Source organism: Bradyrhizobium elkanii WSM2783, assembly GCF_000472865.1.
In the GTDB taxonomy this organism is placed as follows: Bacteria; Pseudomonadota; Alphaproteobacteria; order Rhizobiales; family Xanthobacteraceae; genus Bradyrhizobium; species Bradyrhizobium elkanii_A.
In genome coordinates, this window is sequence record NZ_AXAP01000003.1 from 101,142 (window position 1) to 127,351 (window position 26,210).

Genomic DNA, 26,210 nt, shown 5'->3' on the forward strand with positions numbered 1-26,210 from the left:
ACGCGCCTTTAGGCTTGCGAAAGCGCGAGAATGAAGATGACGAACTCAATCTCCCGGCTGCGTTGCGCGGCTCGTAGCAGTGGGCGTGGTTCGTCGGAACGCGGCCAGCTCATTTCGTCTCCAAGGGGGGCTAACCGCAGGGGCTTCACAATGAATGACCGAGCTGAAGAAGAACGCGACGAATATGACCAATTGCTCGTCACGATCGGCCGCTCGGCGGATGACGATTTGAGGATCAGCGTTCACGAAGCCGCGCACGCGATCTGCGCGCGACTGCTCGGTCATCCGGTCGACGGCGTGACGATCAACCCTGGAAGCGGATATGAAGGTCTTTGCTGGGGGGCTTCGCACAAGGAAGCGTTCGCCGATGGTCGTGGCGACGCTTCGAGCGTTCGCGAAACGCTCGCGCCGATGATGCCTGGACTGGGCGAAGATCGCAGTGTGGTCTCCGATATTTTCGTGAATGTGTACGACAAGTGCATTGAGTTGATGGCTGGTCGAGCCGCCGAACGCATGCTGCTAGACGGCGAGCCTGTGGTGCCCACTGACGATCTCCGTCAGGCGCGTGAGCTGGCGATGCTATTCTGTAGTAGCGAAGAAGCGATCGAGGCCTTCATCGGGCACTGCGATATCGCCGCGCGCGATCTATTGTTGCCGCACGGTGATACCGTGATGGCGTTGTCGATTGCGTTGCGGATCAAGCGGACGCTGGACGGCGCCGAGATCGACAAGACGATCAGGATCGCTCTCGCACATAGGGACATTGCCATCGAACGCGCTCGACGTGTGCAATGGCAGCGTACAGTCGAGAATGCTGCAGCCTTCGAAGGGCAATTCTGCCGCTAGGAGCGCTCCCGATTTCGGCGGCGTCTCGCAATGTCCGCTATTCGCCGCTTAGCTGGCCTAAGCCGGACGCTGCGCCTAGTCCGAGTTGGCCCACAAGGCCACTTCAGCATGCGGGCGGTTGTGGGGCAAAAGCGGACGTGGATCATCCATCTGTCCGCTGCGCACGGGACGGGGGCAACCCCAGATGTTGAGATAAGGACTGGATTGCCATCTACTCAGGACGCTGATTTCGCAAGGATTTTTGGCGGTCCGGTGCTTGCCTTGTGTATGGGTCTGTGGACCGGCCGCAACCCCGACTGCGCCTCAAGGCAGATCTTAACCTCACCGGTCAACTCCCTCGTGGATCACCTCGCGGACGGCAGGCAGCGCCCTTTTCCGCAGGGCGATATTCTGTCAGACATAGGCGACCGATAGAATGAGTACCTTCCACTGGGAGCGCCCCTTGGCCGTTGTAGAAAAATCTGATCCTCGCGCGATGTTGCACGGTTTCGATCCGCTCGAAGTGAATTTGGACCAGAGCGGCCTCGAACGGAACATCGCCCAAGACGCGGTGAAGCGAGAGGTCCTCAATATTCTGAAAAGCTACACTGGCTACTTCGATTGTTTTTCGGAGATGCTCCAGAACGCCCTGGATGCCCTGGATGCCCGAGCCGCCGTTGAGAACTTTGAGCCTAAGCTCTGGATCAAGATCGACGTCGGCGGTGGCCGCGTTGCTGTGATCGACAACGGCATCGGCATGAATCTAAACCAGGTCAAGTTCTGCTTCCGACCGAACGTCTCGTTCAAAGCCAGGAAGGTCTCACGTGGTCACAAGGGGGTCGGGGCGACCTTCTTGGCATACGGGTTCTCAGCGATCCGGGTGTTCACCAAGACCGCAGCCGGGTCGATCTCCGGCCAGATGCGCAATGGCCGACAATGGGCTGAAGACCACACGGACTCATATCCTCGGCCCGTGTTCGAGTCATCTGAGTTTAACCCGGCCGAACTCGCGAACGAGAAATCGGGGACGTGCGTTGAGATCTTGATCGGAGATCAAAGACCCCAATTGCCGTGGCTTCTCGCGACAAGTGCAACGCAGTGGTATGACGTGTTGCGTATCAAGACCCCACTTGGTGGGATCTACCTGAGTGCTCCGGGGCGCGAGCAGAAGACGGCCGTGGTGGTTGAAGTCCTTGACCTGGCTGGTACCGCGACCCACTACGTCGGAAAGAATCCTGAGTACTATTACCCACACGAGATGCCGGTTCTTCAGAAGGTGGCCGGCATTTCAGAGATAGAAGCCGCTGTCGCCGAAATCAAAGGTGATCCCAGTACACGTCTCAATCGGCTCAACGACAAGTTCCGCAGACTCGACGCTATGTATGAGGTGTGGTCAGGCAAGGAAGTTCTCGCCGATCCCGTCCTCAGCCGCAATCTCGATGACGATCAGCGAGTGCTCGTCGAAAAGCACAACATCACTGTGTATGGTTGCTTTGTGAGCACCGCCAAGAGCTGGTCTGTTTTCCAGAAAGACTCTCTGAAGGTCCGAGCGAATGCTGTGCTCCTCAGGGGCGGTTTGCAGCTCGCTTCCGATTTCATGCCTCAAGGCGATCTCGCGGTAATCCCGCTGACAAGCACGATCGGCTACCAAGCGAACACACACGTCATCATTCACCTGACGGACGGTAATCCGGACATGGGCCGGAAGGTCTTCCAGCCGGAGATCAAGACTCTCGGCGACGAACTGGCCAGACGAGCGGTCGACGTATTCAAGCGGTATCTCGCACTAATGCGCGAGGACACCGGCATATCAAACATCCAGTCGTCGCGCGTACTCTGGGAGTTCAAGAAACAGCAAGAGGAGCATCTGGCGAAGCACCCGCTCCAGTACAGGAGCGGCGACCGCAAGCTTTCGATCATGTCGGAGCCGCAGAGCGAACAGGACGTCGTGGCATTGTTCCACGAGCTTCTCGGCCTGGGCCTGCTGCAGGGCCTCGGCATCTATGCGACGTCCGAAAGCGAGAAGTACGACTGCATCTTTCAGGCGGACGTTTCATCGAGAGAACAATTGTACTCGGAGAAGCAGCCACTCGGGGTCTCCGAACGCGCGCTTGAGGAGGGCCAGTCTCCGCCCTGGGTGCTAGAGTACAAGTTCGACTCGGATAGCCTTATCGCCGACTTTAGCAAAGAATTGAAACATATTTCGGATGTCAGGTTGCTTGTTTGCTGGGCGATCGGAGCGAAGACGCGGGCGGAGTTCACCTTGAGACCGTATCTTGCGGGGGACGAAGGGTCGACGCGGCAGATTTTTGGCACCACCCATGCGGCGTATCAAGACAGAGAGCTTCGGTTCGACATCATCGCACTCCAGGACCTCCTCGCCTTTGTTCGGGACCCGGACGGTGAATCTGCGCGACAACGGCAGCTCTATCTGTCATGAGCAAAGTCGAACGCATTCGGTTCTTGAAGCAGCAGTTCAAAATTTGAGTGCGTGCCACTTTGGTACTGATTTGTCCGGACGCCCGGTCAGCAGAAGATGAAGCCTGATATCTGTAATGGAGTTCGGCTCACGTGGATGCGGCTTTTGATCACCGGCACTAAAGCTCTTATTTATAATAATGGTCCACACGCCACGGGGATTCAAATTGTTGATGTTTGCCCCCCGATACATCCTCACTGCCATACCGGGATCATCCAGCGCAATCGCCGACAAAATTACAGGCGACCGCGCTGCGTCGTTCCGGGGGTCAAAGAGGTCTTTTGTTGGAGGCGGAAATACCTCGCCTGTCGCCCGAAACACCCTTCGATAAGTATCTCCCGGATTGTCAACGCCCAACGAAAGCGCGACGCCTCTAACCCAAAGCTTTCCAAAAAGGGCGTCGAAGTAATTCGTAAGGTCCACAGTTAAGATCCCGCTCCCAGCGGTCTGCATCGCAGCCGAGTATTCTCCCGTAGATATCAGACGGCTACCGTCCCAAGCAGGGTCAGTTAGAGGGATGATGTGTTCGAAATCAACATCTCCCAGCTGATCGATCTCCAATCGCCTAAGCACCTTTCGAGTCCAAGAAAGCAAATCATCAAGAAAGGACAATACACCCGGCGCCGGCAGAGGTTCATCGATGTCGTAGACGGCCTTGAGGCCCAGATTCGCAGCTATAGCCTTTTGATGGCACTCGAATACGTCCTCACTCAACAGCTTCTGGAGCCTGTTGAGGCGATCTCCAAAGTTCAACGACCCGCCTGGCATCGCGTGTCGTGCTTGCAGATCGTCTTGGTGTTGAGAAAGTCTATTCCATTTCGCCTGGACTTTGTCGCGCCTATCTTCTTCGCCCATTAGGGCAACTTCGCTAGATTGACGACTTCCTTCGGCTGCTTCCTTAAATCCAGGCCCTAGAGGATCGCCTGAGCTACCGAATGCATCACGCGCCTTTTCTTGAGCATCGCGCTCTATCTTCTTCTGGTCGCCAATATAGGCCAGCTGCTCGAGAGCTATTTGACCGTCTAATTGATCTTTAAAGAGCTGATAATCGAGTGCCCAAGTGGTTGCAGCAATATCGAGATCGTACCCTTCTTTTCTATATGAAAAAATTCGGTCTAGCAGTCGACTTACGTCACCAAGTAATTGTTCCACTCTGTATGGGTCGTACGGATTTGCAGAGATCCGAGCCTTCTCAGCAACAGTATCGATCAGGACGTCGAGCGTGACAGCACCGTCAGACAAAACTGGGAGCCAGGCATACCCCTTCGCGCACAGCTCGGCTTTTTTGGTCGTCCATCGTCGGTAACTAATCTCGTGGGCCACAATTAACCCTCCCTGCTGCTTGCGAATCCTTTACGCGTCAAACTCGCTATCTTCACTAGGGCTGGGGAGATCCCTTGCACCACTGTCTCCATCGCCGCGGTCCAAATCTCCATTCGGACGCTCATCATATTTTGGATAGTCCAACTCCGTTGGGGGCGGCTCGATTCTTTGCGGCGGCTCAGCCTCGCCATCCTTAAACATGCTATTCCCAAGCTCTTCACTGGCCTTCATGGCGTCATACATTTTTTTATAAAACTCCGCCAAGTCCTGAGAAAGCTTTAGCCAAGATTCCTTATCCTCGCCCAGGGCGAGACCTGCCTCTATTGCACCAAAGGCTTTGTCGACCGCTTCATACAAAGCTTTTAATTCTGGTGGTTGGACCGACCTAGAAAAGTCTCCGGACAGATTCAATCGCTCCTTCAACGAAGACAGCGCGCTCATAGTCTGAGAGAGCTGATACTTTGCGAGCCCTATCATTGCATAATACGTATAGGTCATTGATGTTGGTTGCTCAAAACCACCTGAATAATACGTGAAAGGCGGTTTGAGGACGTCGGGAGTAATTGAAGGAATAAAGAAAGCCGCATTGACTAATGGAAGCAGTCCAGGGGCAACTCCCTGAGCTATTTCAGCCGCAAGCTGGGCGGTAGTCGTGACGTCTTTAGCGAACAAGAACTTGCTTGCTAAGTCATTCGCGACGCTGGAAAGCGGAGGAACAGCCTTTGGCTCCCAAATGCGAGCGCCTAACAATGTCGGAGGCAACACGGTCCGAGGCAACAGGGTCGGAGGCTGCGTGTACCAATTGTATGATGTGCTGTCCGCCATGGCGGGCCTTTGAAGTTTAATCGAGCGATGAGCGCGCGGAGTCGGCTGGACCCGAGGGACCAGTCTGTTCCCGCTTAATGATCAAGTGCTGAAAAAAACGCCTATACGCTTTGCACGAGTCGTCAACGTGGGTGCGAAGAAGCTCTCCTTCCATCTCAGCCCCATCATCTGATACAGTCAAATAGAGGTGCGTTGGATGATAGAAATTTGCGGCACACGCCGGAGTTTCATCGCTAGAAAAGCGCTGATAAAACACCCCAGAGAGGATGTTTCCGATTACCGTCCCTGAAAAGGCGATGTCCCCAGGCTTGATACCTGACGCAAGCTGCTCGTCGTCGGGCAAGTCATATACCGCCGAAATGTTTTGATCGATCTGCGAGAAGGAATAGATTGCCCCGCTATCGCTCTCCCATTTACCGGAAAGATCAGCAGGAGATCCTTCTGCGCGTGATGTCGCACAACTCAATCCAATTGTGAGCAACCAGAGGACAACGACAACAAATTTTGTCATGATCATCTCCTCGGCTACAGGTTTGAAATCCCTCGAGGGGCCTGACCGAAACCAGTCCAGAATAGAACTGTAGGGAGCGGAGCGTGCGCCGTTCAATCCGGCGACACGCTACCGGAGGAGTAAACTTTCTTCCTATTCAGGAGGCTTTCTAAAGGCCGATGGTGATGCGGCTTTCGGATTGTCACAAACTATCATGTAATGGCTGTAACCACATTTGTTGCCACCATATGTGCTATAATTCTGAATTACGGATGAGCCGCAATGCGCGTTGGCCCATGCTTGAACGTCGTAATAGCAATACTCATAGATGTCGTGGGCTTGGCAATTGCGTTCGTATTCGCCGAGGCACATTCTGTAGTTCACTGACGCCGCGTTCGCCGGACTGGAAATCTGTGAGGCCATTAGGATAGCACTCAACGCTAGCATCAGCCGGAAGCGATTGCTCCTACTCATGACGTCTCTCCCATTGACTAAGAATTAATTTGTTCGAAAAATCGATCCGCTCATCATATTCAAGCAAGGGTTGTAACCCTATTATGAACTCTGAGGTTGTCAAGGGGCTTAAGATCAACTAAGGGGCTTAAGACCAACTAATGCTGAAGCTACACCGTTAGAGGTGTTGCACGCTCGGCGGCCCCGATGAGCCGAAAGTCACCGATTTGCGAAAGCGCGGTATCAGGCAACCGTGCATGACGTTGCCGATTTGGCATGAATGAGGTCGTCGAGTCCTTCGGTGCTCCGTAAGATCGAGCTTGCCCCTCCCGTAACCGCAACCATGGATTTTCTAGCACCAAATATCCTCCAATCCTGGCGGGTTCGTCGGTGGTCTGCAGGACCCAGTGACCCCAGCGGATGGTCATCATCGTTAGAGGTCGAGGGCGACCGCTGGACGATAATGGCGGCTTGGTTGGTGGTGATGTTGTAGATTGCACATGGATCGGACGCCGTCAGATCGATGGGTGCCGCTTCGGCATCACTGTTTCGACCACTCCGTTCGGCGAATGCAACCGTAATCCATACGCTTGCGATGACATCCAACGTAAAAACGTGATCGGCAACGTTCTTGCTCGGCGACCAAAGGCGCTGACTATTGAGATAGTCGTCGGAGAAACCGCATTCGATAGTCGCGCTGCAATTCGTCACGGACCTCGACGATCCTATCAAGAACGGCCGCAAGTTTATGGACTACGTGCCGCTGACGCTCACTAATACATGTTGAGAGGAGCGTTAGGAGCTGGTCGGGAAATTGAGTTGCGACCTGGAATGTCTCGGGATCAGCTGGGTCGATATTGAAAGCTGTCCGAACATCCCAAACCTCGAACGGCTGAAGAAGGCGTAGAACAATATTTACCGCTTCGGAAAAGTGCTCTGTCCCAACACTCGCTGGTATGCGAGCAAAGCTGGTAGCGGATCTTACAGACTGCAGGGCGGGCTCTAAGGGCCATACATCCTCAAAAAACGACAGACCGTGTCTCAACCAGACTTGGCTTGCCCACAAATCGCTATCGTCCCCTTTGTTCTTTGCTTGAAAAATCCTTGCAAATTGTCCTGCCGCTGCGCCTCGAACGTCGTCATTCGCTAGCGACAGAGCTGTGCGCATGCCCGCCGTGTCGACCCGAAAGCGATTCTCTCTCTCCCTGGACCAAATCCAAATCATAACATTCATCTCCGCCAGCCGCCGTTTGGCGTCGGGCGATAGTCTACCTGAGGAGAGTCGCTCAAAGGCGGTCGATTGCAGTTCTCGCCAAAGTTCCGGCGAAGGAGCACGGCTGTACTTTGCAAAGGCCTCCCAAATTCTGTCGCTCTCAGCCCCCTCGGTTGTCATCGGACCGATCACAACGTCGTCAAGCCAGTTCCGGTCAGCGATTGCAAAATAATTCATCTGAATGGCCATGCGATTTGCGAGCAACTCGCCCGCGCGGCCATTGAGCTCCATCAGTTGCCCAATCATGTCGGTTGGTAGCGAGGGTGGCTCCGCCCCTCGCTTGACAGTTGGGCAGCGCCGCAAGAATAGTGTCAACAAGTGGCCAAGCGGCTCATTTAGCGCGGCCGACGTAAGATCAAGTGAGCTATCACCATCGCCAGGAGCCAAGCTATTGGAGTTAGCCTCCGCAGCCGCGAAGGGTAGCAACTTACTCCACAACGGATCGGAGCCCTCGAACCTTGGACTTATTTCATCGCAAGCATCAATCCAATAACTCAGCCGTCCTGCAATGCGTTTGAACAGAGAAGCTGAGAGCTGGAGAGCCAAGGCAGCAACTTGCTCGATAAGCTTTCGATGAATGTCGGGACTATCGCCCTTTATATGGCTGTGGGACAGCAAGAGATTCCAGCCCATTTCCGCCATATCTTCTTCAAGCGAAGGTGCGGATAGCGCTTCCAACAGACGAAACTTTCCCTGCAGGGTTTCGGCGAAAGCTTCAGCGTCGCTGGGAAATGTAAACCGATCCGCTGAGCTTGCGAGATGTTCTAGCAATCCACTTGTCAGAACGTCATTAAACTTTTCCGGACTTCCCACTGGCACGGAAAACGTACCCGATGACGCGAGGCCGACCTCGAACGTGGGCACCAGAGAGGGGAATTCTGGCTCAGCAAGCCGGCGCTTTTCAACCAATTCTCGGAAGAGAGTTGGCACATCAACCCCTGCGTCGACTATGCGAGCCAGCTCGCGATCTCTAATGTAGAGATTAACTCGACTTTCTTCTTCCGCATTTTCGAAATCGTCCCTGCCTGTTGGCGGGCCCGCGATCATTCTAATTCCAAGGGCTTCGCGCTCTACTGGGGGGATATCTCGCCAACGCCTACCGCGCAGTGTCGCAATTTCCGGAAAACGGATGACGCGCCAGAAAGCATCGTCGCCCAGCTCCGAAAGGAACATTCCCACCCTGTTTCCGGTTGCAATTTCGGTGCGCCACATTGCCGTTGCCTGCAAGCGAACAAAGAGCCCGCTTGGTTGCCCTGCCCAAGACTCGAAGACCTTCTTCGCTGCATGCACGTCTCTATCAATTAAGGTCTCAAACGCAGCGGACATAAGCCTGACTATCGGAACGAAGTCATTGTTTGAGTCGTCAGTATCAAAATCCCGCTCGTCCTCATCCATCGCATTCCTGCTCTCCGGCTTTAAAGAAAATACGCGGAGAACAGAGTCGTTGGGAGAGTCCCGGTCCGCACTAAGCCAGCCCACTTCACGCGCCAAGCTCAAGGCATCGAAAAGCGCTTCGGTCGCTCGCGACAAAAGTCTCACCAGCAGGTCGACCGACCATGGCGCCATGTCATTCGAACTAAGTCGCGAGTCGGTGGTACGGTCTGGATACTGTAGCGAAGTCTCAAAAGCCCAGTGAACCCATTGAACGGGATCCTCGCTACGGTACTCGGCTGGGTGTTCCGAGGACGGAGGCGACTTAGCTCTGAGCCGTGGACGCAGGAGATCAAGATACAGTTCAACATCCTGGGCACGAACACCTGGGGCAACGAGCCTAGACCTTAGACTATGAATTGACGCGATGCTGTCCTGATAGACACTTTCCCTCGCCACTATTGCAAGCAGACGCCACAATGACTTGAATTGCTCTGTCAGATCATCCTTTTCGCGCGCGTGCGAGTCTAAGAATTCAAACAGAGAAACGGTGTCCGCACCGAAGCTTCCATGAATGCTTTCTAGTGCGTTGATAGCCCATGTGACCGTATCCGGCTCAGTCAGCCGATCCTGTACCCATAATGAGAGCAAATGCTCTCGATGCGGTAAGTTCCGGTGTAGCATGCTCAAGCCGCACTCAAATCCGTTTTCGTTGCTTCAATCGCCGCGTACACAGCGTTAATCCAACTGAAGTCAACTTTTTGCTTATTTAAGTAAGCTATGGCGCGGGCCAACTCTTCGCGATCTAAAACTGACAGCAGATCTTGAACAAACGCCTGTTGAAACGGCGTTGCGTCCTGATACTTACCCGCAGTGTGCGTTTCGAGTTGCGTTTCGATCCAGTTTGTTGGATCTCTCGCCCAATCGGCCCACATATGGATCGACTCCCATAGTGGAGCGAACGGTGCGGGACCGGCTCGGCGGTGGTAGAAGACGGCGCTTATTTCTTTTGACCGCCAAACAGCCTGCTCTATTCCTTCAATTGAGCCCGAACCAAGATCTGTTATCGCGTAAGGAGTTTTCATGTCATCGAATAAGGATGCATCTTCACCTATCGCATCCATCAAGTAGCGCATCGGAGGATCGTCGGCCGAGTAACCGATCAGCACGAGTGTGTACCGTCTTATCAGGTCATAGATGTAATTGCCGATGACGCCTGAGCGAAGGTAGACTCGGGCGAAATCGCGGCTCGAAAGAATATAGTTCGAGGCGATAGCGCCGCTATCGCTAAGCGCGCCATGTAAATGGATAACTCCTTCAAAATTGTGCGCGCCCGGCCTAGGAGCCATCCGTGCGTCAAAGGAAACTGGGGCTGTTCCGAACTCAAGCCGCCAAGCGTCCTCAAACAGCAAATCAAAGTTCGTAGTAACGATCCGACAGGTTAAGGGGTGAGATGGATCGCGCGATGGGTTTGGCGCAAGCGAGAGTCTAAGTAGGTCAAGATGGCTGCCGCTGTGGGGTTTGCCGCCCAGGGCTTTTTCGACCTTCTCACGAATATGACGAGTCTTTACTCGACCTTTGATGTCCGGATCGTAGCGTTTCTCCAGTGTTGAAAAAAAAACGGTCAAATTGCTTGTCGAGGAACAAATTTGCTTCGACACGTCGATCTGGCGATAGCCGCGCGGCATCCAGCACATTGGCGCGGCCCCTCGCGCTCGTTCGTTTTTTCGCCTCCTTCAGAGTCCCGAACAGAGACTCGTTGAGGAGCTCGTAAACGGTAAGTGCGAGCCCCTCGAAGAGTGGAAGTTGCGGAGCGGAGACGCCCGCCCCAGCTAGAAAAAGAACGCTCCCGTCTCTCCATTTTTGAATTAGTGGATTGGGGATGTCGGGGCCGTCAGGTACGAAACGCATTTATTGCTCTAGAACACTAGCCCTGCATTTAGCGGTGGGAGTCCCGCTGACCTCCTGCTGGTCGGTGCATCGCAAATAGCAATTGCACCACCCAGCCCCCCAATACGTGAGTCGCAGGATGGCACAAGCTTACACTCAGGGGATACCGGAACAGGGGAGTCATCGCGCATTGATGGGGAAAAAATCATTCGAAGGCGTACAAAATTATCGGGTGACGGGCCGCAGCGGATTGAGACACAAACAAAGACACAAAAGCCCCACCCAATTGATTTCTTTAGAGTTTTAGCGCCAATCCGTTCCCTGCGCAGTGGTTTTAACGGTTTCCTTCGCGCTCTCCCCGGTGACCGGGCTTTCTTGCCACCGTCATCTCTCGCGCAAACGTGTTCACGCGAAAAACTTAGCGCCAGCGTCGGGGCGCCAGGACCACACGACTTCGCCGTCCGCGTTACCTGCGCTCGTCAGTCGCACGCATCGCGTCCACCGCATCTCACCGCAACGTTCGTGACGATCGCGACCCGCCCCTCATTCGCGCTGAGACGCGCGGAGTTAAATCACTGATTTGCCCGACGGGTTAAGCGATTTATTTTTGTGCGAAGGTCTGGACGCGGCAAATCACGTTGAAATCGTTAGGAAAAATCGCGGATAGCCGCATCGGTATCTGACGACCAGTCAACACTCGATCGACCAATTCGTGATCGAGATCAAGGCGGCATCGCTCGAAGTCCCGATAAATGGGCCAATGGACAAGGTTACTTTCGTCGCGGCCACGCTGTCGCTGCTGGCAACGCCAGGCCCAACCAATACGTTGCTTGCTACATCGGGAGCCGGCGTCGGACCATATCGCTCGGCCCATCTGCTGGCGGCGGAGCTGAGCGGTTACCTGCTCGCCATCGTTTTGCTGCGATCCATCCTGGGCCCGGTCATCGCGACGGTACCCGAGTTCGGGATCGGCCTTCGGATCGCCGTCGTGATCTATCTCATCTATCTGGCTGCGATGCTCTGGCGTCATGGAGCCCGTCAGGTGGGCGACGCCGCGCCGGTGACCTTTGGCCGGGTCTTCGTCACCACCTTGCTGAATCCCAAGGCGATCATCTTTGCCTTCACGATCCTGCCATCGGCGATCGGTCCGGTCGAGCTGCTGCCCTGGCTTGCAGCGTTGGCGACCCAGATTGTCACGGTTGGCGCCGGCTGGATTCTGCTCGGCACTTCGCTACGCCATGGGTTTGGCGGCAGGGTAGGCCCTGCGATCGGCTACAGGCTCAGCGCGATCGCGCTCGTTGTGCTGGCGGGAATGATCGGCGTGCATTCCCTCGGGATCGCCTGATCAGAAATTCACCGCCATCTCGGTGAGGCGGCGATGGGCATGCTCGCGCGCGATTCGGATTGGTTCGGCCGGGCCGGAGGTGGGTCCGATCGGCACGAAACGCACGCTGCTGATGCCGATGAAGCGGAGCGCCTCGCGCAAATAGGGCGTGGCCATATCGATGCGTCCGCGATTCATGCCGGTGATGAAGTCGCTGCCGCTGGCGAGGATCACGAGCGTCGGCCGGTCTTTGAGCAGCGGCAGATAACCTTGCGACGGATCGAAACGGAACGTCAGCCCGGGCTGGATGATGACGTCGAGCCAATGCTTGAGCTTGTAAGGAATGCCAAAGTTCCACATCGGTGTCGAGATCAGCACGCGGTCGGCGAGAGCGAGACGCAAGGCGATGCGCTCGGCGGCGGCGAAGCCGTCACGCTCGGCATCAGTGAAAGCCTGGCCTTTCAGGCGGGCGTATTTGGCATCGAGGATCGCGCCGGAGAATTCGGGCAGATGATCTCGCCAGAGGTCCATCAGGTCGATGTCCCAGTCCGGCCGCACTTTCCGAAAATAGTCGAGGAAGGCGCGCGCGCCGGCAGCCGATTCCGAATCGGCGCGCGGCGAGCAGGCGAGATGAAGGAGCTTTGGCACGTACTTGCGCCTCTCACTCCAGGGCCTTGATAACGGTGTCGGCGTTGGTCACGACGGAAACGTTCTGCAGCGCGAAGTTGATCGAGGCATTGTGCCAATCCGCATTCATGGTCGAGCAGCAATCCTCCGGCACGATGATGAAATAGCCCTTGTCGGCGCCGGTGCGGGCGGTGTGCTCGACCGACATGTTGGTCCAGGCGCCGGTATTGATGATCATGTCGCGGCCGGTGGCTTTGAGGATGGTTTCCAGCCGCGTGCCCTCCCAGGCGCTCATGCGCATCTTCTCGACGACGAAATCGCCCGCGCGTGGCTCGAGTCCGGACACCGGCGCCGCGCCCCAACTGCCGCGCACCATCGCCTTGCTGTCGACCAGGCCTTCGAACAGCGGCGCATTCAGCGTGACGCCCGGCCCGCCCGGCTCGACGATGAACCAGACGTGGATGATGACGACGCCGCGCGAGCGCGCGACTTCCGCAAGGCGACGAACATTGTCGACGACGCGCTGTTGCCGCGCGTGCGCCGGCGCGCCTGATTCCGCGAACGCGCCGCCGTCCATGATGACATCGTTCTGCAGATCCTGGATGATCATCGCGCAGCGCTGCGGATCAAGCCGCATCTCGCCATCGGTCAGGTGAGGGGCGGGCGCCGAAGAAGCCGCAGCAGCGCTACCGCGCCGGCCGCTCATATAGGGCTCGTGGCGCGGGCCGACCTTGGTCGGGATCGCGTAGACCGAATGGGTCGCGGTCAGATAAAGCGTGCGGAAGTCTGCGCCGCCCCAGGCGAGATTGGCGACAAGCTCGGGCAGGCGCACCTTGCCGAGCAATTCGCCGCTGCGCGAATAGACCCAGACGCCGCCGGGCGCGGTGACCCAGACATTGCCGTGCTGGTCGCACTTCATGCCGTCGGGCACGCCGGGCTCGAACTCGGAACGGATGTTGCTGGCAAAGACGCGCGGATTGGCGAGCGCGCCGTCGGCCTCGACGTCGAAGGCGCGGATCAGCGCCTGCACGGTGTCGTTGACGTAGAGCACACGCTCGTCCGGCGAGAAACAGAGTCCGTTCGGTTGCTCGAACAAATTGCGGTCGACGAGCAGGCGGGGTGCGCCGCCACCAGGCGGCACGCGATAGACGCCCTGGAAGCCGAGCTGGCGTGGCCGCTCGACGCCATAGATCGGCATGCGGCCATACCATGGATCGGAGAAATAGATCGCGCCGCTCGAATGGACACAGACGTCGTTCGGGCTGTTGAGCTCCTGGTTCTCGAAATGCGAAGCGAGCACGTCGCGCCGTCCATCCGGCCGCTCGCGGATCAGCGAGGAGGTGGCATGCTCGCAGACGATCAGGTTCAGCTCCGCGTCATAGGTCATGCCGTTGCATTTGTTCGAGGGGCGCCTGACCTCGACCACGCCGCGCCGCGCATCCCAGCGCCGGCGCACGTCGGCCGGCATATCCGAGAACAGGAGATAATGATCGGTCGGATGCCAGATCGGGCCCTCCGTGAACTCGAAGCCGGTGCCCACCTGGCCGACCGGCGCATAGGGATCGATCAGGTTCTCGAATTCCGGCCGCAGGGTGACGTGCGTCATCGGCTAAAGTCCTCTTGAGCTCACGCCGGGAACCAGTGGCGCTCCGGCAGGCTCTGCACGATCGGGCCGGGGACCTGGTCGTGCAATCGGCCGACCACTGCGCCGCCTTCGATCTTGGCGGGCCGGTCATGCACCGGCAGCAGATAGCGCGAGCTGCTGAGGAGTTTCTTGATCGCGGCCTTCTCGGCACGCTTGGTCGTGCCATGGTTACCGGTGGTGCGCGGCTCCCAGTCATGGATCTCGTTGAAGGGCGTTACGATCTGGTCGTTGAAATCATAGATCACGTCGCCGCAGATCGTGGCGATGCCATCGGCGGTGTGGACGTGGATGTTCATCGAGCCCTCGGTGTGGGCATTGGCGGCGTCGCAATAGACGCCGGGCATCAGTTCGATCGGGCCGGTGATCTCGAGATCGAGGAAGCGCAGCGCGCCTTTGGTGTGCAAGCGGTCGACCAGGTGCTTGATGTCTGGCGCCGGGTATTGCGGATGCATCAGGCCGGACACGGAATATTCCAGCTCGCGGCGGTTGAGAACGACGGTCGTGTTCATCGGAAACAGATCGTCCTTGCCGGCGTGGTCGATATGGAGATGAGTGTGGCAGACGAAGCGCACGTCGCCCATGCGTACGCCGTGACGCGCAAGCTGGTTCTCGATCATGTTCTCGTGGAATTGCAGGCCGCGCATGCCCAGCGTCTCCATGATCTGGTTGGAGCGATAGCCGGTGTCGACCACGACAGGATAGGGGCCGCCGAGGATCAGGAAACCGAGCGTCAGCACGCGCCGGGTGCGGCCGCAGTCGCGCCCGAGCACGAGGAAGCTCGACTCCAGTTCGATATCACCATAGTCCAGGATCTTGATTTCCAGCGGCATCCATTCCCTCCCGATTGATCTTGCTTTGTGCGACTTCGTGCGCCTTCATCCCATACGATAGACGCGCATCGCGGTGGCCCTGAAGATGGCGTCGCGCTGCTCACCTCGAAGCTGCACGGTGGCCGCGCGATAGGTGGCGATCAGTTCGCGGTAGCTGGTCCAGAGTTTCTCGATCGGAAAGTTTGAGCCGAACAGGCAGCGCTCGGCGCCGAAGAGTTTGACGGTGTCTTCAATGATCCCACGGATATGTGCGAGGTCGTTGCGATGGATGAAGGTGCCGAGCCCCGAAAGTTTCGAGACCACGTTCGGGCAGCGTGCGAGCCTTGCCATGCCGGCGCGCCAGGCGGCGCGGCCTTCCGGCGACAGGTCTTCCAGCATGCCGGCGTGCTGCAGGATGAAGGTCACGTCGGGGCAGGATTCGGCGAGGCCGGCGGCATCCGCCATCTGCGGTGCGAACACCTGCAGGTCAAAACTCCAGCCATAATCAGCAAGGTGGCCGACGTTGCGGCGGATCACGGGATCGGCGCAGAGATCGGCGCGCGCGGCGAAACGGTAGAGCGGATTTTCATGCCAGTGCAGTTGCATGCGCACGCCACGCACCAGCGGATAGCGCGCGAGGCGGTCGAGTTGCGGGCGCACGTCGCTGTCGGAGAAGTCGGCATAGGCGACCATGGCATGCGGCCAGCCATGCTCGCCCGCCGTCTGCTGCACCCAGGCCGCCTCGTCCTCGAAGCGCTCAGTGGGCCAGTTGGTCTGGACATAGACCGAGCGGATCACGCCGGTGCCGACGAGGTCGTCGAGATATTCGCGGATCGGATAGTCGCGGCGGATCGGCTCATAGGGGCCGAAGATGCGCGGCTGCATCGGGCCGGACAGCCAGGCGAGATCCGCCTGCCGCCAGATGTGGTGGTGGGCGTCGACAATGTCGGTCATGCGGCTCTCCTTCCTCCGAGCGACAACAGATGCGATATGACGGCGGCGCTCGACCCGCCGTCGGAGAGGTCATCGACGAAACGCTCGATCGCGATCAGCGCTTCGGTCTGCGGCCGGAAGCCGGGCCCGCTCGCCAGCGGCGTCAGCCAGCTCAGCGACCAGGCGCGCCGCGACAATTTGGCGACCGCGTCGCACAAGGCTGAGATGTCGCCGCGCTCCAATCCGTCGGAGACCACGACCACGGCGGCGCCGCGCGCGTAGCCGCCGAACCGCGGCACGGCGAGAAATGCCTGCAAGGCGTCGCCGATGCGGGTGCCGCCGTCCCAGTCGCTGACGAGATGTGCGGCTGCGTTCAGCGCCTGCTCGCGACGCTTCAGGCGCAGCGCGCGGGTGACGCGCGTCAACCGGGTGCCAAAGGTGAACACCTCGACATTGCGGGCGGCCTGCATCAGCCCATGCGCGAGCTTCATGTTCTCCTCGGTGCGCGCCTTCATCGAGCCCGAGACGTCGATCAGGAGCAGAATCTTGCGCGGGCGCAGGCGGCGTTTCAGATGTCCGAGACGCAGCACCTCGCCGTCATTGCGCACGCTGTCGCGCAAGGTGCGGCGAATATCGGCGAAGGGGCCGCGGCGCGCCCGCATCCGCCGGTGGCCACGGCGGCGCGGCAGCCGCCGCGACGCTTCGCGCGCGAGCCGGCGCAATGGGTCGCTGGTGGTGCCGTGCACGAAGCGGCGCTCGACCAGCGCCTCGGTGCGGGCGGCGGCGAGGCCGGATTCGTTGGCCTCGTCGGCGAGCGGCGGTTCGTCCTCGCCGCGGCTTTCCTCCTGCAGGCGGACGATGTCTTCGTCTTCGCCCTCGGCCCGCTCGATGGCCTCAGCACCGCGGAAATGGATATCGAACAGCCGGTCATAGGTCGCGCGCCGTTCCCGCGGCGGCGCGAGTGTCGCGAGACCCGCGCGGCGGATGTGCTCGAGGCTGCGCGGCCCGAGCAATTCGATCGCGGCGAGGAAGGCGGTGGTTTGTTCCGGCGCGACGGCGAAGCCGTTGTGGCGCAGCAGCGCGACGAAGGAGATGAACACTTGTGCGGCGCGCGGCAGTAGCAATTCGTCGGTCACGCTGCAGCCTCCGCTATCAGCGCGTCGAGTCGGGGTGAGATGAAGTGCAGGTCCTCCTCGTCCTTTAGCGCGACGCCGATCGAGCGCTTGAATGCGTCCGGCCAACGCGCGCCGCCCTTATGCAAGAGCGTCGCCGCCTCGGCCCAGTCGACGGCTTCAGCGATGCCGGGCGCCTTGCTCAGCGGTTCGCGCCTGAGTTTTTCGACCGCGGCAACGACGGCACGGGCGGTGGATTCGGCGACGCTGGAGGCCCGCATCATGACGATGCGCGCCTCGCGCTCGGCCGTCGGGTAGTCGATCCAGTGATAGACGCAGCGGCGGCGCAGCGCCTCGTGCAGGTCGCGCGTCCGGTTCGATGTCAGCACCACGACTGGATGTTCTGCCGCGCGCACCGTGCCGCGCTCGGGAATCGAGATCTGGAAGTCGGAGAGGAATTCGAGCAGGAAAGCCTCGAACTCCTGGTCGGCGCGATCGATCTCGTCGATCAAGAGCACGGTCGAGTCAGGCGCGCGCAGTGCAGCGAGCATCGGCCGTTCGATCAGGAAGCTCTCGCCATAGATGTCGATGGTCTCGTCGCCGGCCTGCCGGATCGCCAGCATCTGGCGCGGATAGTTCCACTCATAGAGCGCGGCCGCGGCATCGATGCCCTCATAGCATTGCAGGCGGATCAATCTGCGCCCCAGCACGGCGGCGATCGCCTTGGCCGCCTCGGTCTTGCCGACACCGGGCGCACCCTCGAGCAGCAGCGGCTTGCCGAGCGCGAGCGAGAGATAGGCTGATGTCGCGATGCCGTCGTCGGCAAGGTAGTAGGCTGCGCGCAGCGCCTTCTCCAGCGCCTCTGGCGAGTCGATGCCGACGATGTTGCTGCGAACCGGCATGTGTCCTGACCTTAGCGCCGCGCCTGCGGCCGCGCGCCGCCCTGCGCCTTGATCGCGCGTAGAACCTTTTCCGGCGTAATCGGCAGTTCATCGATGCGGACGCCGACGGCGTTGAAGATCGCGTTCGCCACAGCCGGCAGCACCGGGTTGGCGCACATCTCGCCCGGGCCCTTGGCGCCGAACGGTCCGTCGGCGGCGGGGCGTTCCAGGACCGCGATGTCATGCGGACAGATGTCGCCGGGCCCCGGCATCAGATATTCGACGAAGTCGCGCGGCCCGTGGCTCGGGTCGGGATAATAGGGCTCGGGAGTCTCATAAAGCGCGTGGCTGATGCCCATCCAGGCGCCGCCGACCAGTTGCTGCTCGACCAGCCGCGGATTGAGCGCACGCCCGAGCTCATAGGCGCTGTCCATGCGGACCATCGCGACTTCGCCGGTCTCGTCGTCGACCTCGACCTCGGCGACCAGGCAGGCATGCGCGTAGCATGTGGCGGGCGACATCTCGCCGGTTTCAGGATCGACGTCGGACAGCGGCACCAGGAAGATGCCGCGGCCGGAGATCGTCTTGCCCTGCTTGAACTGCGCGGCGATCGCCACGTCCTTGGTCGAGATGGATCGATGCGGCGCGCCCTTGACGTGGATGTTACCGCGGCCGTCGGTCTCGAGATCGGCGGCGTTGACTTCCAGCTCTTCGGCGGCCGCTTCCATCATCACGCCACGAGCCTCGCGTGCGGCCATCATTACCGCATTGCCGACGCGATGCGTGCCGCGCGAGGCAAACGAGCCCATGCAGTGCGGCCCGGTATCGGAATCGGCGGTGTCGACATAGACGTCCTCGACCGGCACGCCCAGCGTCTCCGCGCAGATCTGCCGCGTCACCGACTTCATGCCCTGACCGAGATCGATCGAGGACAGCGCCACCGTGAACTTGCCGCTGGGATTGGAATGAACCAGCGCCTGGCTCGGATCGCCGCCGAGATTCATTCCGATCGGGTAGTTGATCGACGCGATGCCGCGTCCGCGATGTCTGGTCATGGTCAGCGCCTCCTGGTGCCGAAGACGGAGGAGAAGCGGGCGGCGCCATGCGACGGCGCCTGCGGCCGCGGAGGAGGGGGCGGCGGAGGTGGTGGTGGTTCGCGCGAGGCGGCCGGCGCGCGGTCATAGGTCGTCCGTTGTTGCGACGGCGTCGCGACCGGCGCGTAGGAATCGCGTGGCGTCGGCGGGATCGCGGCGCGGCTGCCGCCGCCCTCCTTGCGCGAGGAGGCGCGCTTGAAGTCCTCGCGGATCGGCCATTTGGCCTTCTCGGCGGCGACCTGGACGCATTCGATCAGCGCGCAGTTCTTGGCCTCGCGGCGATGCGCCTTCATGTCGCCGTCGCGATAGGCGTTGAGGATGCGGAACTCCATCGGGTCCATACCGACGAGATGCGCGAGCTTGTCCATCTGGCATTCGATCGCGAAATCCATCGCGGTGACGCCGAAGCCGCGCATCGCGGTCGCTGGCGTGCGATTGGTGAAGACGCAATAGACGTCGCCGTAAACGTTGGGGATCGTGTAAGGGCCGGGCAGATGCGCGGCGCATTTGACGGCGGCGTAGCTGGAGAGGCGCGTATAGGCGCCGCTGTCGAAGTAGGCGCGGATCTTGCGCGCCACGATCCGCCCGTCGCGCATCACGCCATCCTTGATGTAGATGCGCTCGGCGCCGCGCGGCGGGCCATATTGCATCTCTTCCTCGCGCCCGAACACGTAGCGCACCGGACGCCCGGTCAGCATGGCGCCGAGGATGGAGAGCGGCTCGGTGAGCGTATCGACCTTGCCGCCGAACCCGCCGCCCACGGTGCCGCCGATGAAATGGAAGGTGTTCGAGGGCACGTCGAGGATCTTGGCGCAGGTGTCGAGCGAGAAGAACAGCGCCTGGGTCGAGGTGTAGACGATGTAGCGGCCATTGGTGTCGGGGGCGGCGATCGAGCCGTTGGTCTCGGTCGGCGCGTGCTCGATCGGCGACATCTGGTAGCGCTGCTCCAGCACATGGTCGGCCGCGGCGAGGCCGCGCTCGACGTCGCCGAAGCGCAGCTTCTGGTGATCGTAGATATCGTGATAGATGAACGCGTTCTTCGGATAGGTCTCGTTGACAACGGGCGCGCCCGGCTTCAGCGCATCCTCGACGTCGAGCACGGCCGATAGCGGCTCGTAGTCGATGCGGACCTTCGCGATTGCCTCATAGGCCTCGCGCGGGCTGTCGGCGACGATGGCGACGATCGGCTCGCCCTTGTAGCGCACCTTGTCGACCGCGAGCGACGGCTCGTCGTCCTTGCCGAAATTGATCAGGCTGAGCAGGGTGTTGAGATTGCGCGGCACGTCGCTGCCGCGGATGATCCGGCGCACGCCCGCCGCGCGCTCGGCCTCGCTGGTGTCGATGCGGCGCAGCCGCGCATGGGCATGGGTGCTGCGAACCACCTTCAAATGCAGCATGCCCTGCAGCTTGTGATCGTCGAAATAGGTCGAGGTGCCCGTGACATGCCCGAGCATATCCTGCCGCTGCGTGCCCTTGCCGATTTCCTTCAGATTGTCGTCGCGTTCGTCGGCGAAGATGTCCTTGCGCAATTCCAGCATGGCTCAAGTCCTTCAAGCGCGGGCACGGCCGACCGAGGCGGCGGCGAGCACGGCATTGATGATGGGTTCGTAACCGGTGCAGCGGCAGATATTGCCCGAGATCGCTTCGACGACCTCGGCGCGGCTCGGCTGCGGGTTGCGGTCGAGCAAGGCCTTGGCGGCCATCAGGATGCCTGGCGTGCAATAGCCGCACTGGGCGGCAAAATTGTCGGCGAATGCGCGCTGCAGCGGATGCAGGCTCGGGCCATCCTTGATGCCATCAAGCGTTTCCACCGAGCGGCCGGCGACCGTCTCGGCCAGCGTCAGGCAGGAGAGATGCAATTCGCCGTCGATCAGGACGCTGCAGGCGCCGCAGCCGCCCTGGCCGCAGCCGAATTTCGGCGTCATGTCGCCGATCAACTCGCGCAGCGCGACCAGGAGGTTGGTGCCGCCGTCGACGAAGATCGCGACGTCGCGGCCGTTGTGTCGGAATTGCAGGGCGGTCTTGGCCATGATGATCCTATTCCTGACCGGACAGCAAACGTCTGAGATGAACGCCGACGATCTCGCGCCGGTACCAGCCGGAGGCGAGCGCATTGTCGGCGGGCGAAGTGCCCTCAATGGCGGCCGCGGCGGCGGCGCTGATCGTTGCCCCATCGAGCGTGCGCCCCTCCAGCGCCCGCTCGGCGGCACGGGCGCGAATCTGTGTCGGCGCCATCGAGCCGAGCGCGATGCGTGCGCCGACGATGCGGCCGCTGCTGACAGGCAGATGCGCTGCGAGCGTGATCACGGCGCCGCCCTTCGGCTTGATGCGGGCGATCTTGCGGTAGCGGAACGCGTCCGCGCTCGCAGGCTTCTGAAAGGAGACCGCGAGCACGAGCGTGCCGGTCTGCCGCTCGCGTGTCTGCAAAAATTCCTCGATCGGCACGTCGCGGCTGCCGAGGCCGCCCTGCACGGAAACCATAGCGTCGAGCGCGAGCAGCGCGACGGTGAAGTCGCCATATGGGGTCGCGGCGAACAGATTGCCGCCGACCGTGCCCATGTTGCGTACCGCCGGGCCGCCGATCGAGCGGGCTGCGGCGTGCAGGAAGCTGAGACCGCACTCGGCGAGGATGCGGGCGAAGGTGACACCGGCGCCGATGGTGACGCGGGAGCCGGTCGCATCGATCCGCGTCAGCGCATGGTCGCTGGCGCGCACGATGGTGGAGATCGAGATGTCGCCCTCGTTCAGCGCGCGCATCACCAGCGTGCCGCCGCCGAAATACCGTGCGCCGCGATCGGATGACAGCGCCGCCGCGGCCTCGCCGGTGCTGGCAAACGTCCTTACCGTGACGGCCATGGGCATTCCTCCGCACTCATGCAGCCTCCTTCAGGTGCCGGCGAATGGCGTCGAAGCCGGCCTGGTAGATCTCTTCGGAAACCATCTGCGTGATGCTGGCGCTGTCCTCCAGCCGCGTCGTGAACCGCGATTCCCAGTGCCAGAAGGTGCGGTCGCCGTCGGTGACGGGCAGCAGGCGGACATGCGCCACATAGTTGAACATCGGGATCGGCGTATCGAGCAGGCAGTAGCTGAAGGACTGCTCGAGGTCGGACAGCGCCAGCAACTGCTCGCGCAGCTCCGAGCCGTCCTTGAGCTTGAAGCGCCTGATGCAGCCGATCTTGTCGGCGCCATGCGCGCGCTCGATCGTGCTGGTCGCGACTGCCGGATGCCAGCGGTCGTGGCCGTTGAAATCGCGGAGCACGCCCCACACCGCCTCGGTCGGCGCATCGATGATCGTGCTCTTGACGATATGCGGCACGCTAGCCTCCGATCCATGTCACCTCTCCCCACAGGGGAGAGGTCGGCGCGAAGCGCCGGGTGAGGGGGCTCACGTCCCTCGAGAGAGCGCTCCCCCTCACCCGGATCGCATCTTGCGATGCGATCCGACCTCTTCCCGATGGGGAGAGGTGGGTGATCGTCGCGACAGCGGGCGGACTCAATCGCATCGCGCTAGCCTCCGAAGGCGCGCTTGAGGGCATCGAAGCCGCCCTGAAAGACGCCGCCACCGATATTGCCGACGAGTTCGGCCTCGCGCTCGGGCATGCAGTCGAACTCGGCGGTCCATTCGAGGAAGGTCTGGTCGCCATCGGTGACCGGCGTCAGCCGCAGCGTCGCGACATAGTTCTCCACCCCCATCGGCGATTCCAGGATCGAGTAGGTGCAGAACATGTCGTAGTCCGATAGTCCGAGCAGCTTCTCGCGGATGCGGTCGCCGTTGCGCAGGCGGAAATCACGCACACATCCGATCTTGTCGGCGGGCTCGCCGCCTTCGATGCGGCTCTCGGCGATCGCCGGATGCCAGTTCGGCAGGCCGTTGAAGTCGCGCACGCGGGCCCAGACGCGATCGTTGCGGGCGTTGACGACGGTGGAGACATAGACCCTGGCCATGGCGCGTGCTCACTCCTTCTTGCGCGGCGGGCGTGGCTCGCCCGTGGCGGGACTTGCGGGCGGCTTGGCTTCACCGCTCTTGCGGGTCGTGGAATCCTTGATGCCCTGCATGTCGCGGGCCTCGCGGATCAGGCCGGGCATCTTGGCAAGGCTGCCGCCCTCGACGCCGATGTCGGAAAGGATGGAGTCGATCAGGGGCGCCTGCACCCGGTAGCGCAGCGCGGAGTCGATCACCTCGTCGGTAGCGCTGCGCGACGAGCCATTGCCATTGCCGTTGCCGTTCAGCCCATCGACCTGGAGGATGCGGATGCCCTCGATCTTCTCCATCGGCTTGACGCTCTCGCGCACGATGCCCTCGATGCGGTCAAGCAGTTTTCGGCGGAACAGCGAGTAGCGAGCCTGATCGGTGAGCACGTTCTCGGCCTCGTTGAGCAGCCGCTGCGCTTCTGCTTCCACGGCGGCGCGCACCCGCTCGGCCTCGGCCGCGATGCGCGTCTCCTCGGCCTGCTTCTCGGCGAGCAGCACCTCCACCGTCTTGCGGCGGCGTGCGATCTCACTCTCACGCGCGGTGACGACGCGCTCGGCGGCTTCGGTGGCGCGCACCCGCGCGTCCTCGGCCGCCACCTTGGCCGCCGACTCTTCCAGAGATTTCTGATAAAGGGCGATCGCCTTCTCCATCAAAGCGGTCTCGACGTCCTTCTCGCGATTGACTTCGAGCCGCCGTAGATCGCGCTCGCGGCCGATGCGGGCCTCGTCGAGGCCGCGGTCGGAGGCAATGCGGGCCCGCTCGACCTCCTCGCGGGAGGCGATCTCGGCCTCCTGCAGCGACTGGACGCGCGCGACCTCGAGCTGCTCGATGGCGCGGCGGCGTTCGAGCCGTGCCGCCTCCAGCGCCTGCTCGCGCGAGACGTCGGTGGTTTCGACCTCCTTCCGCGCCACAATCTCCGCCTGCCTGACCTGGCGGTCGGCATCGATGCGCTCGGAGCGTTTGGCCGCAAGCGCGATCACGCGCTCCTCGTCGGCGATCTCGATCGTCTTCTTCTGGTCGATATTGAGCACCTCGCGGGTCCTGGAGGAGGCGATCCGCTCGGATTCCAGCGCAAGCTCCACCCCAATCCGCTGGCGCTCGATTGCGTCGCGCCGCTTGAGGTCGGCTGCCTCGATCGCTTCGGTGCGCGCAATCTCGAGGGCGCGCGTCTCTCGCTCGGCCTGAATGCGCTCGGCGGCAACGGCCTTCTCCTGCGCGATGCGCGCGGCCTCGATGGCCTCGCGCGAGGCGATGTCGGCTTCTTCCACGGCGCGGTTGCGCGCAATCTCCAGCGAACGGATGCGTTCTTCCTGGGCGATACGGGAGGCCTCGGTGGTTTCGCGCGCGGCGATGCCGGCGACATCAAGCGCTCGGTTGCGTTCGATCTCCAATTGCCGCGTATTCTGCTCGGCGGCGATCCGCTCGGCGGCAAGGGTGCGCTCGCGGGCAATGCGCGCGGCTTCCACGGCGCGCTGCGCTTCGATCTCGGCTTCCTGGATGGTGCGGACCTGCTGGATCTCCAGCGCGCGGGTACGTTCGTCGGAGGCGATGCGCTCGACATTGACGGTCATGGTCTGGGTGATGCGCGCCTTCTCGGTCGCCTCCTTCGCAGCGATCTCGGCTTCCTCGACCGTGCGCGTGCGCTCGATTTCGCGGCGCCGGGTCTCTTCCTCATTGGCGATACGGGCATCGGTGACGACGCGATCCTGCTGGATGCGGGCCTTCTCGATCGCTTCGCGCGCCGCGATCTCGGCCTCCTCCACGGTGCGCATGCGCTCGATCTCACGCTGGCGCACCTCGCGCTCGGAGGCGATCCGCGCGGTGTCGACCGAGCGCTGATTGGCGATCCGGGCTTTCTCGATCTCCTCGCGGGCCAAAAGCTCCCGTTCCTCGACCGCGCGCGTACGTTCGATCTCCTTCTGCCGGGTCTCGCGTTCGGAGGCGATGCGGGCCTCCGTGATCGCCTGCTCGTTGGCGATCCGGGCCTTTTCGATCGCCTCGCGCGCGGTGATCTGGGCCTGCTCGGCCTCGGTCTCGCGCAGCGCGCGTTCGCGCGCCACTTCGGTGCGCTGCAGGGCGCGGCGCATCTCGATGTCGCGCTCCTGTTCCAGCCGCGCGGTCTCGCTCTCGCGCTCGATCTCGAGAGCCTGCCTCTCGGCCTCCAGATTGCGGGAGCGGATCTTGATCATCGAGTCCTGCTCGATGTCGTTACGCAGTTTGCGCTTGGCCTCGATGTCCTCCATCAGGCGGGTGAGACCTTCGGCATCGAAACGGTTGGAGGGATTGAAGAACTCGAGGTCGGTCTGGTCGAGATCGGTGATCGCGACGGATTCGAGCTCGAGGCCGTTCTGGGCGAGCGCTTCGGCAGCGGCAGCCTTGACGCGGGCGACATAGTCGCCGCGCTGCTCGTGCATCTGCTCCATGGTCATTTCGGAGGCGACCGAGCGGATGGCGGAGACGAACTTGCCGGAGAGCAGCGTATGGAGCTGTTCCGGCTCCATGGTGCGGCGGCCGAGCGTGGCGGCCGCGATCGAGACAGCTTCGCGGGTCGGCTGCACGCGGACGTAAAAGTCCGCCTCGATATCGACGCGCATGCGGTCGCGGGTGATAACGGCGTCCTGTCTGGAGCGTACGATCCCCATCGGCAGCACGTTCATGTTGACGGGCGTGTAGTCGTGGATGAAGGGCAGCACGAAGGCGCCACCATTGATCACGACGCGTTCGCCGAGGAAGCCGGTGCGGACAAAGGACACTTCCTTCGACGAGCGGTGATAGAGCCAGTTGACGATGTAGACGATGACGACGATCGCGATGATCGCCACGATGAGCCAGAGGATCAATTCGCCGATGAGAATCCCTGACATCCTAACCTCCCTTGCTCGG

21 protein-coding genes are annotated in these 26,210 nt (G+C 61.0%); 3 read left to right on the forward strand and 18 right to left on the reverse strand.

Going from position 1 to position 26,210, the window contains the following annotated elements; translation table 11 throughout:
• Positions 1–30 precede the first annotated feature (30 nt).
• Together YY7_RS0104505 and YY7_RS0104515 are read left to right on the forward strand one after the other, a co-directional pair.
• Entirely contained in the window at positions 31–846 is an 816-nt protein-coding gene (locus YY7_RS0104505) for a hypothetical protein (RefSeq protein WP_155255036.1), read from the forward strand.
• Between the two features lie 415 nt (positions 847–1,261).
• The gene (locus tag YY7_RS0104515; RefSeq protein WP_035689254.1) at positions 1,262–3,265 is read left to right on the forward strand and encodes an ATP-binding protein; all 2,004 of its coding nucleotides are present in this window, start codon (positions 1,262–1,264) and stop codon (positions 3,263–3,265) included.
• 36 nt (positions 3,266–3,301) lie between these two features.
• Here YY7_RS0104515 and YY7_RS0104520 read toward each other — a convergent pair whose 3' ends face one another.
• The 5 genes from YY7_RS0104520 to YY7_RS0104540 form a co-directional block, all read right to left on the reverse strand.
• A complete protein-coding gene (locus YY7_RS0104520) occupies positions 3,302–4,627 on the reverse strand; it encodes a hypothetical protein (protein ID WP_028162178.1) in 1,326 nt (441 codons plus the stop codon).
• A 30-nt stretch (positions 4,628–4,657) separates the two neighbouring features.
• Positions 4,658–5,299, reverse strand: coding sequence for a hypothetical protein (locus tag YY7_RS0104525; protein ID WP_155255037.1), 642 nt, complete (start codon positions 5,297–5,299; stop codon positions 4,658–4,660).
• 169 nt (positions 5,300–5,468) lie between these two features.
• Complete coding sequence (locus tag YY7_RS0104530) at positions 5,469–5,963, reverse strand: hypothetical protein (protein ID WP_155255038.1); 495 nt, start codon at positions 5,961–5,963, stop codon at positions 5,469–5,471.
• Between the two features lie 1,087 nt (positions 5,964–7,050).
• Complete coding sequence (locus YY7_RS0104535) at positions 7,051–9,234, reverse strand: hypothetical protein (protein ID WP_155255040.1); 2,184 nt, start codon at positions 9,232–9,234, stop codon at positions 7,051–7,053.
• A 491-nt stretch (positions 9,235–9,725) separates the two neighbouring features.
• Positions 9,726–10,736 carry an SIR2 family protein gene (locus tag YY7_RS0104540; protein WP_080663581.1) on the reverse strand — a complete coding sequence of 337 codons (1,011 nt, stop codon included), beginning with the start codon at positions 10,734–10,736 and terminating at the stop codon, positions 9,726–9,728.
• 953 nt (positions 10,737–11,689) lie between these two features.
• On the opposite strand from YY7_RS0104540, the gene YY7_RS0104550 reads away from it, so the two are divergent.
• Complete coding sequence (locus YY7_RS0104550; protein ID WP_028162183.1) at positions 11,690–12,274, forward strand: LysE family translocator; 585 nt, start codon at positions 11,690–11,692, stop codon at positions 12,272–12,274.
• On the opposite strand, the gene YY7_RS0104555 is transcribed toward YY7_RS0104550, so the two are convergent.
• From YY7_RS0104555 to YY7_RS0104615, 13 genes are all read right to left on the reverse strand, one after another.
• Positions 12,275–12,901, reverse strand: coding sequence for an FMN-dependent NADH-azoreductase (locus YY7_RS0104555; protein ID WP_028162184.1), 627 nt, complete (start codon positions 12,899–12,901; stop codon positions 12,275–12,277).
• Positions 12,902–12,914: 13 nt separating this feature from the next.
• Positions 12,915–14,486 carry an isochorismatase family protein gene (locus YY7_RS0104560; RefSeq protein WP_028162185.1) on the reverse strand — a complete coding sequence of 524 codons (1,572 nt, stop codon included), beginning with the start codon at positions 14,484–14,486 and terminating at the stop codon, positions 12,915–12,917.
• Between the two features lie 20 nt (positions 14,487–14,506).
• Positions 14,507–15,355 (reverse strand): MBL fold metallo-hydrolase, encoded by an 849-nt coding sequence (locus tag YY7_RS0104565; protein WP_028162186.1) that lies wholly within the window; start codon positions 15,353–15,355, stop codon positions 14,507–14,509.
• Positions 15,356–15,400: 45 nt separating this feature from the next.
• A complete protein-coding gene (locus YY7_RS0104570; RefSeq protein WP_028162187.1) occupies positions 15,401–16,288 on the reverse strand; it encodes an amidohydrolase family protein in 888 nt (295 codons plus the stop codon).
• The gene (locus tag YY7_RS0104575) at positions 16,285–17,403 is read right to left on the reverse strand and encodes a vWA domain-containing protein (protein ID WP_028162188.1); all 1,119 of its coding nucleotides are present in this window, start codon (positions 17,401–17,403) and stop codon (positions 16,285–16,287) included. The genes YY7_RS0104570 and YY7_RS0104575 overlap by 4 nt, the downstream gene beginning before the upstream one ends.
• Entirely contained in the window at positions 17,400–18,281 is an 882-nt protein-coding gene (locus tag YY7_RS0104580) for an AAA family ATPase (RefSeq protein ID WP_028162189.1), read from the reverse strand. Before YY7_RS0104580 ends, YY7_RS0104575 begins: the two co-directional genes overlap by 4 nt.
• An 11-nt stretch (positions 18,282–18,292) precedes the next feature.
• On the reverse strand, positions 18,293–19,315 hold the full coding sequence (locus YY7_RS0104585) for a xanthine dehydrogenase family protein molybdopterin-binding subunit (protein WP_028162190.1): 1,023 nt from the start codon (positions 19,313–19,315) through the stop codon (positions 18,293–18,295).
• Between the two features lie 2 nt (positions 19,316–19,317).
• Positions 19,318–20,892 (reverse strand): xanthine dehydrogenase family protein molybdopterin-binding subunit, encoded by a 1,575-nt coding sequence (locus tag YY7_RS0104590; protein WP_028162191.1) that lies wholly within the window; start codon positions 20,890–20,892, stop codon positions 19,318–19,320.
• A gap of 12 nt (positions 20,893–20,904) precedes the next feature.
• Positions 20,905–21,384 (reverse strand): (2Fe-2S)-binding protein, encoded by a 480-nt coding sequence (locus YY7_RS0104595; protein ID WP_028162192.1) that lies wholly within the window; start codon positions 21,382–21,384, stop codon positions 20,905–20,907.
• A 7-nt stretch (positions 21,385–21,391) separates the two neighbouring features.
• Entirely contained in the window at positions 21,392–22,210 is an 819-nt protein-coding gene (locus YY7_RS0104600) for an FAD binding domain-containing protein (RefSeq protein WP_028162193.1), read from the reverse strand.
• A 16-nt stretch (positions 22,211–22,226) separates the two neighbouring features.
• Positions 22,227–22,670 (reverse strand): SRPBCC family protein, encoded by a 444-nt coding sequence (locus tag YY7_RS0104605; protein WP_028162194.1) that lies wholly within the window; start codon positions 22,668–22,670, stop codon positions 22,227–22,229.
• Between the two features lie 191 nt (positions 22,671–22,861).
• Positions 22,862–23,299, reverse strand: coding sequence for an SRPBCC family protein (locus YY7_RS0104610; RefSeq protein WP_028162195.1), 438 nt, complete (start codon positions 23,297–23,299; stop codon positions 22,862–22,864).
• A gap of 9 nt (positions 23,300–23,308) precedes the next feature.
• On the reverse strand, positions 23,309–26,191 hold the full coding sequence (locus tag YY7_RS0104615) for a flotillin family protein (protein WP_028162196.1): 2,883 nt from the start codon (positions 26,189–26,191) through the stop codon (positions 23,309–23,311).
• Positions 26,192–26,210 lie beyond the last annotated feature (19 nt).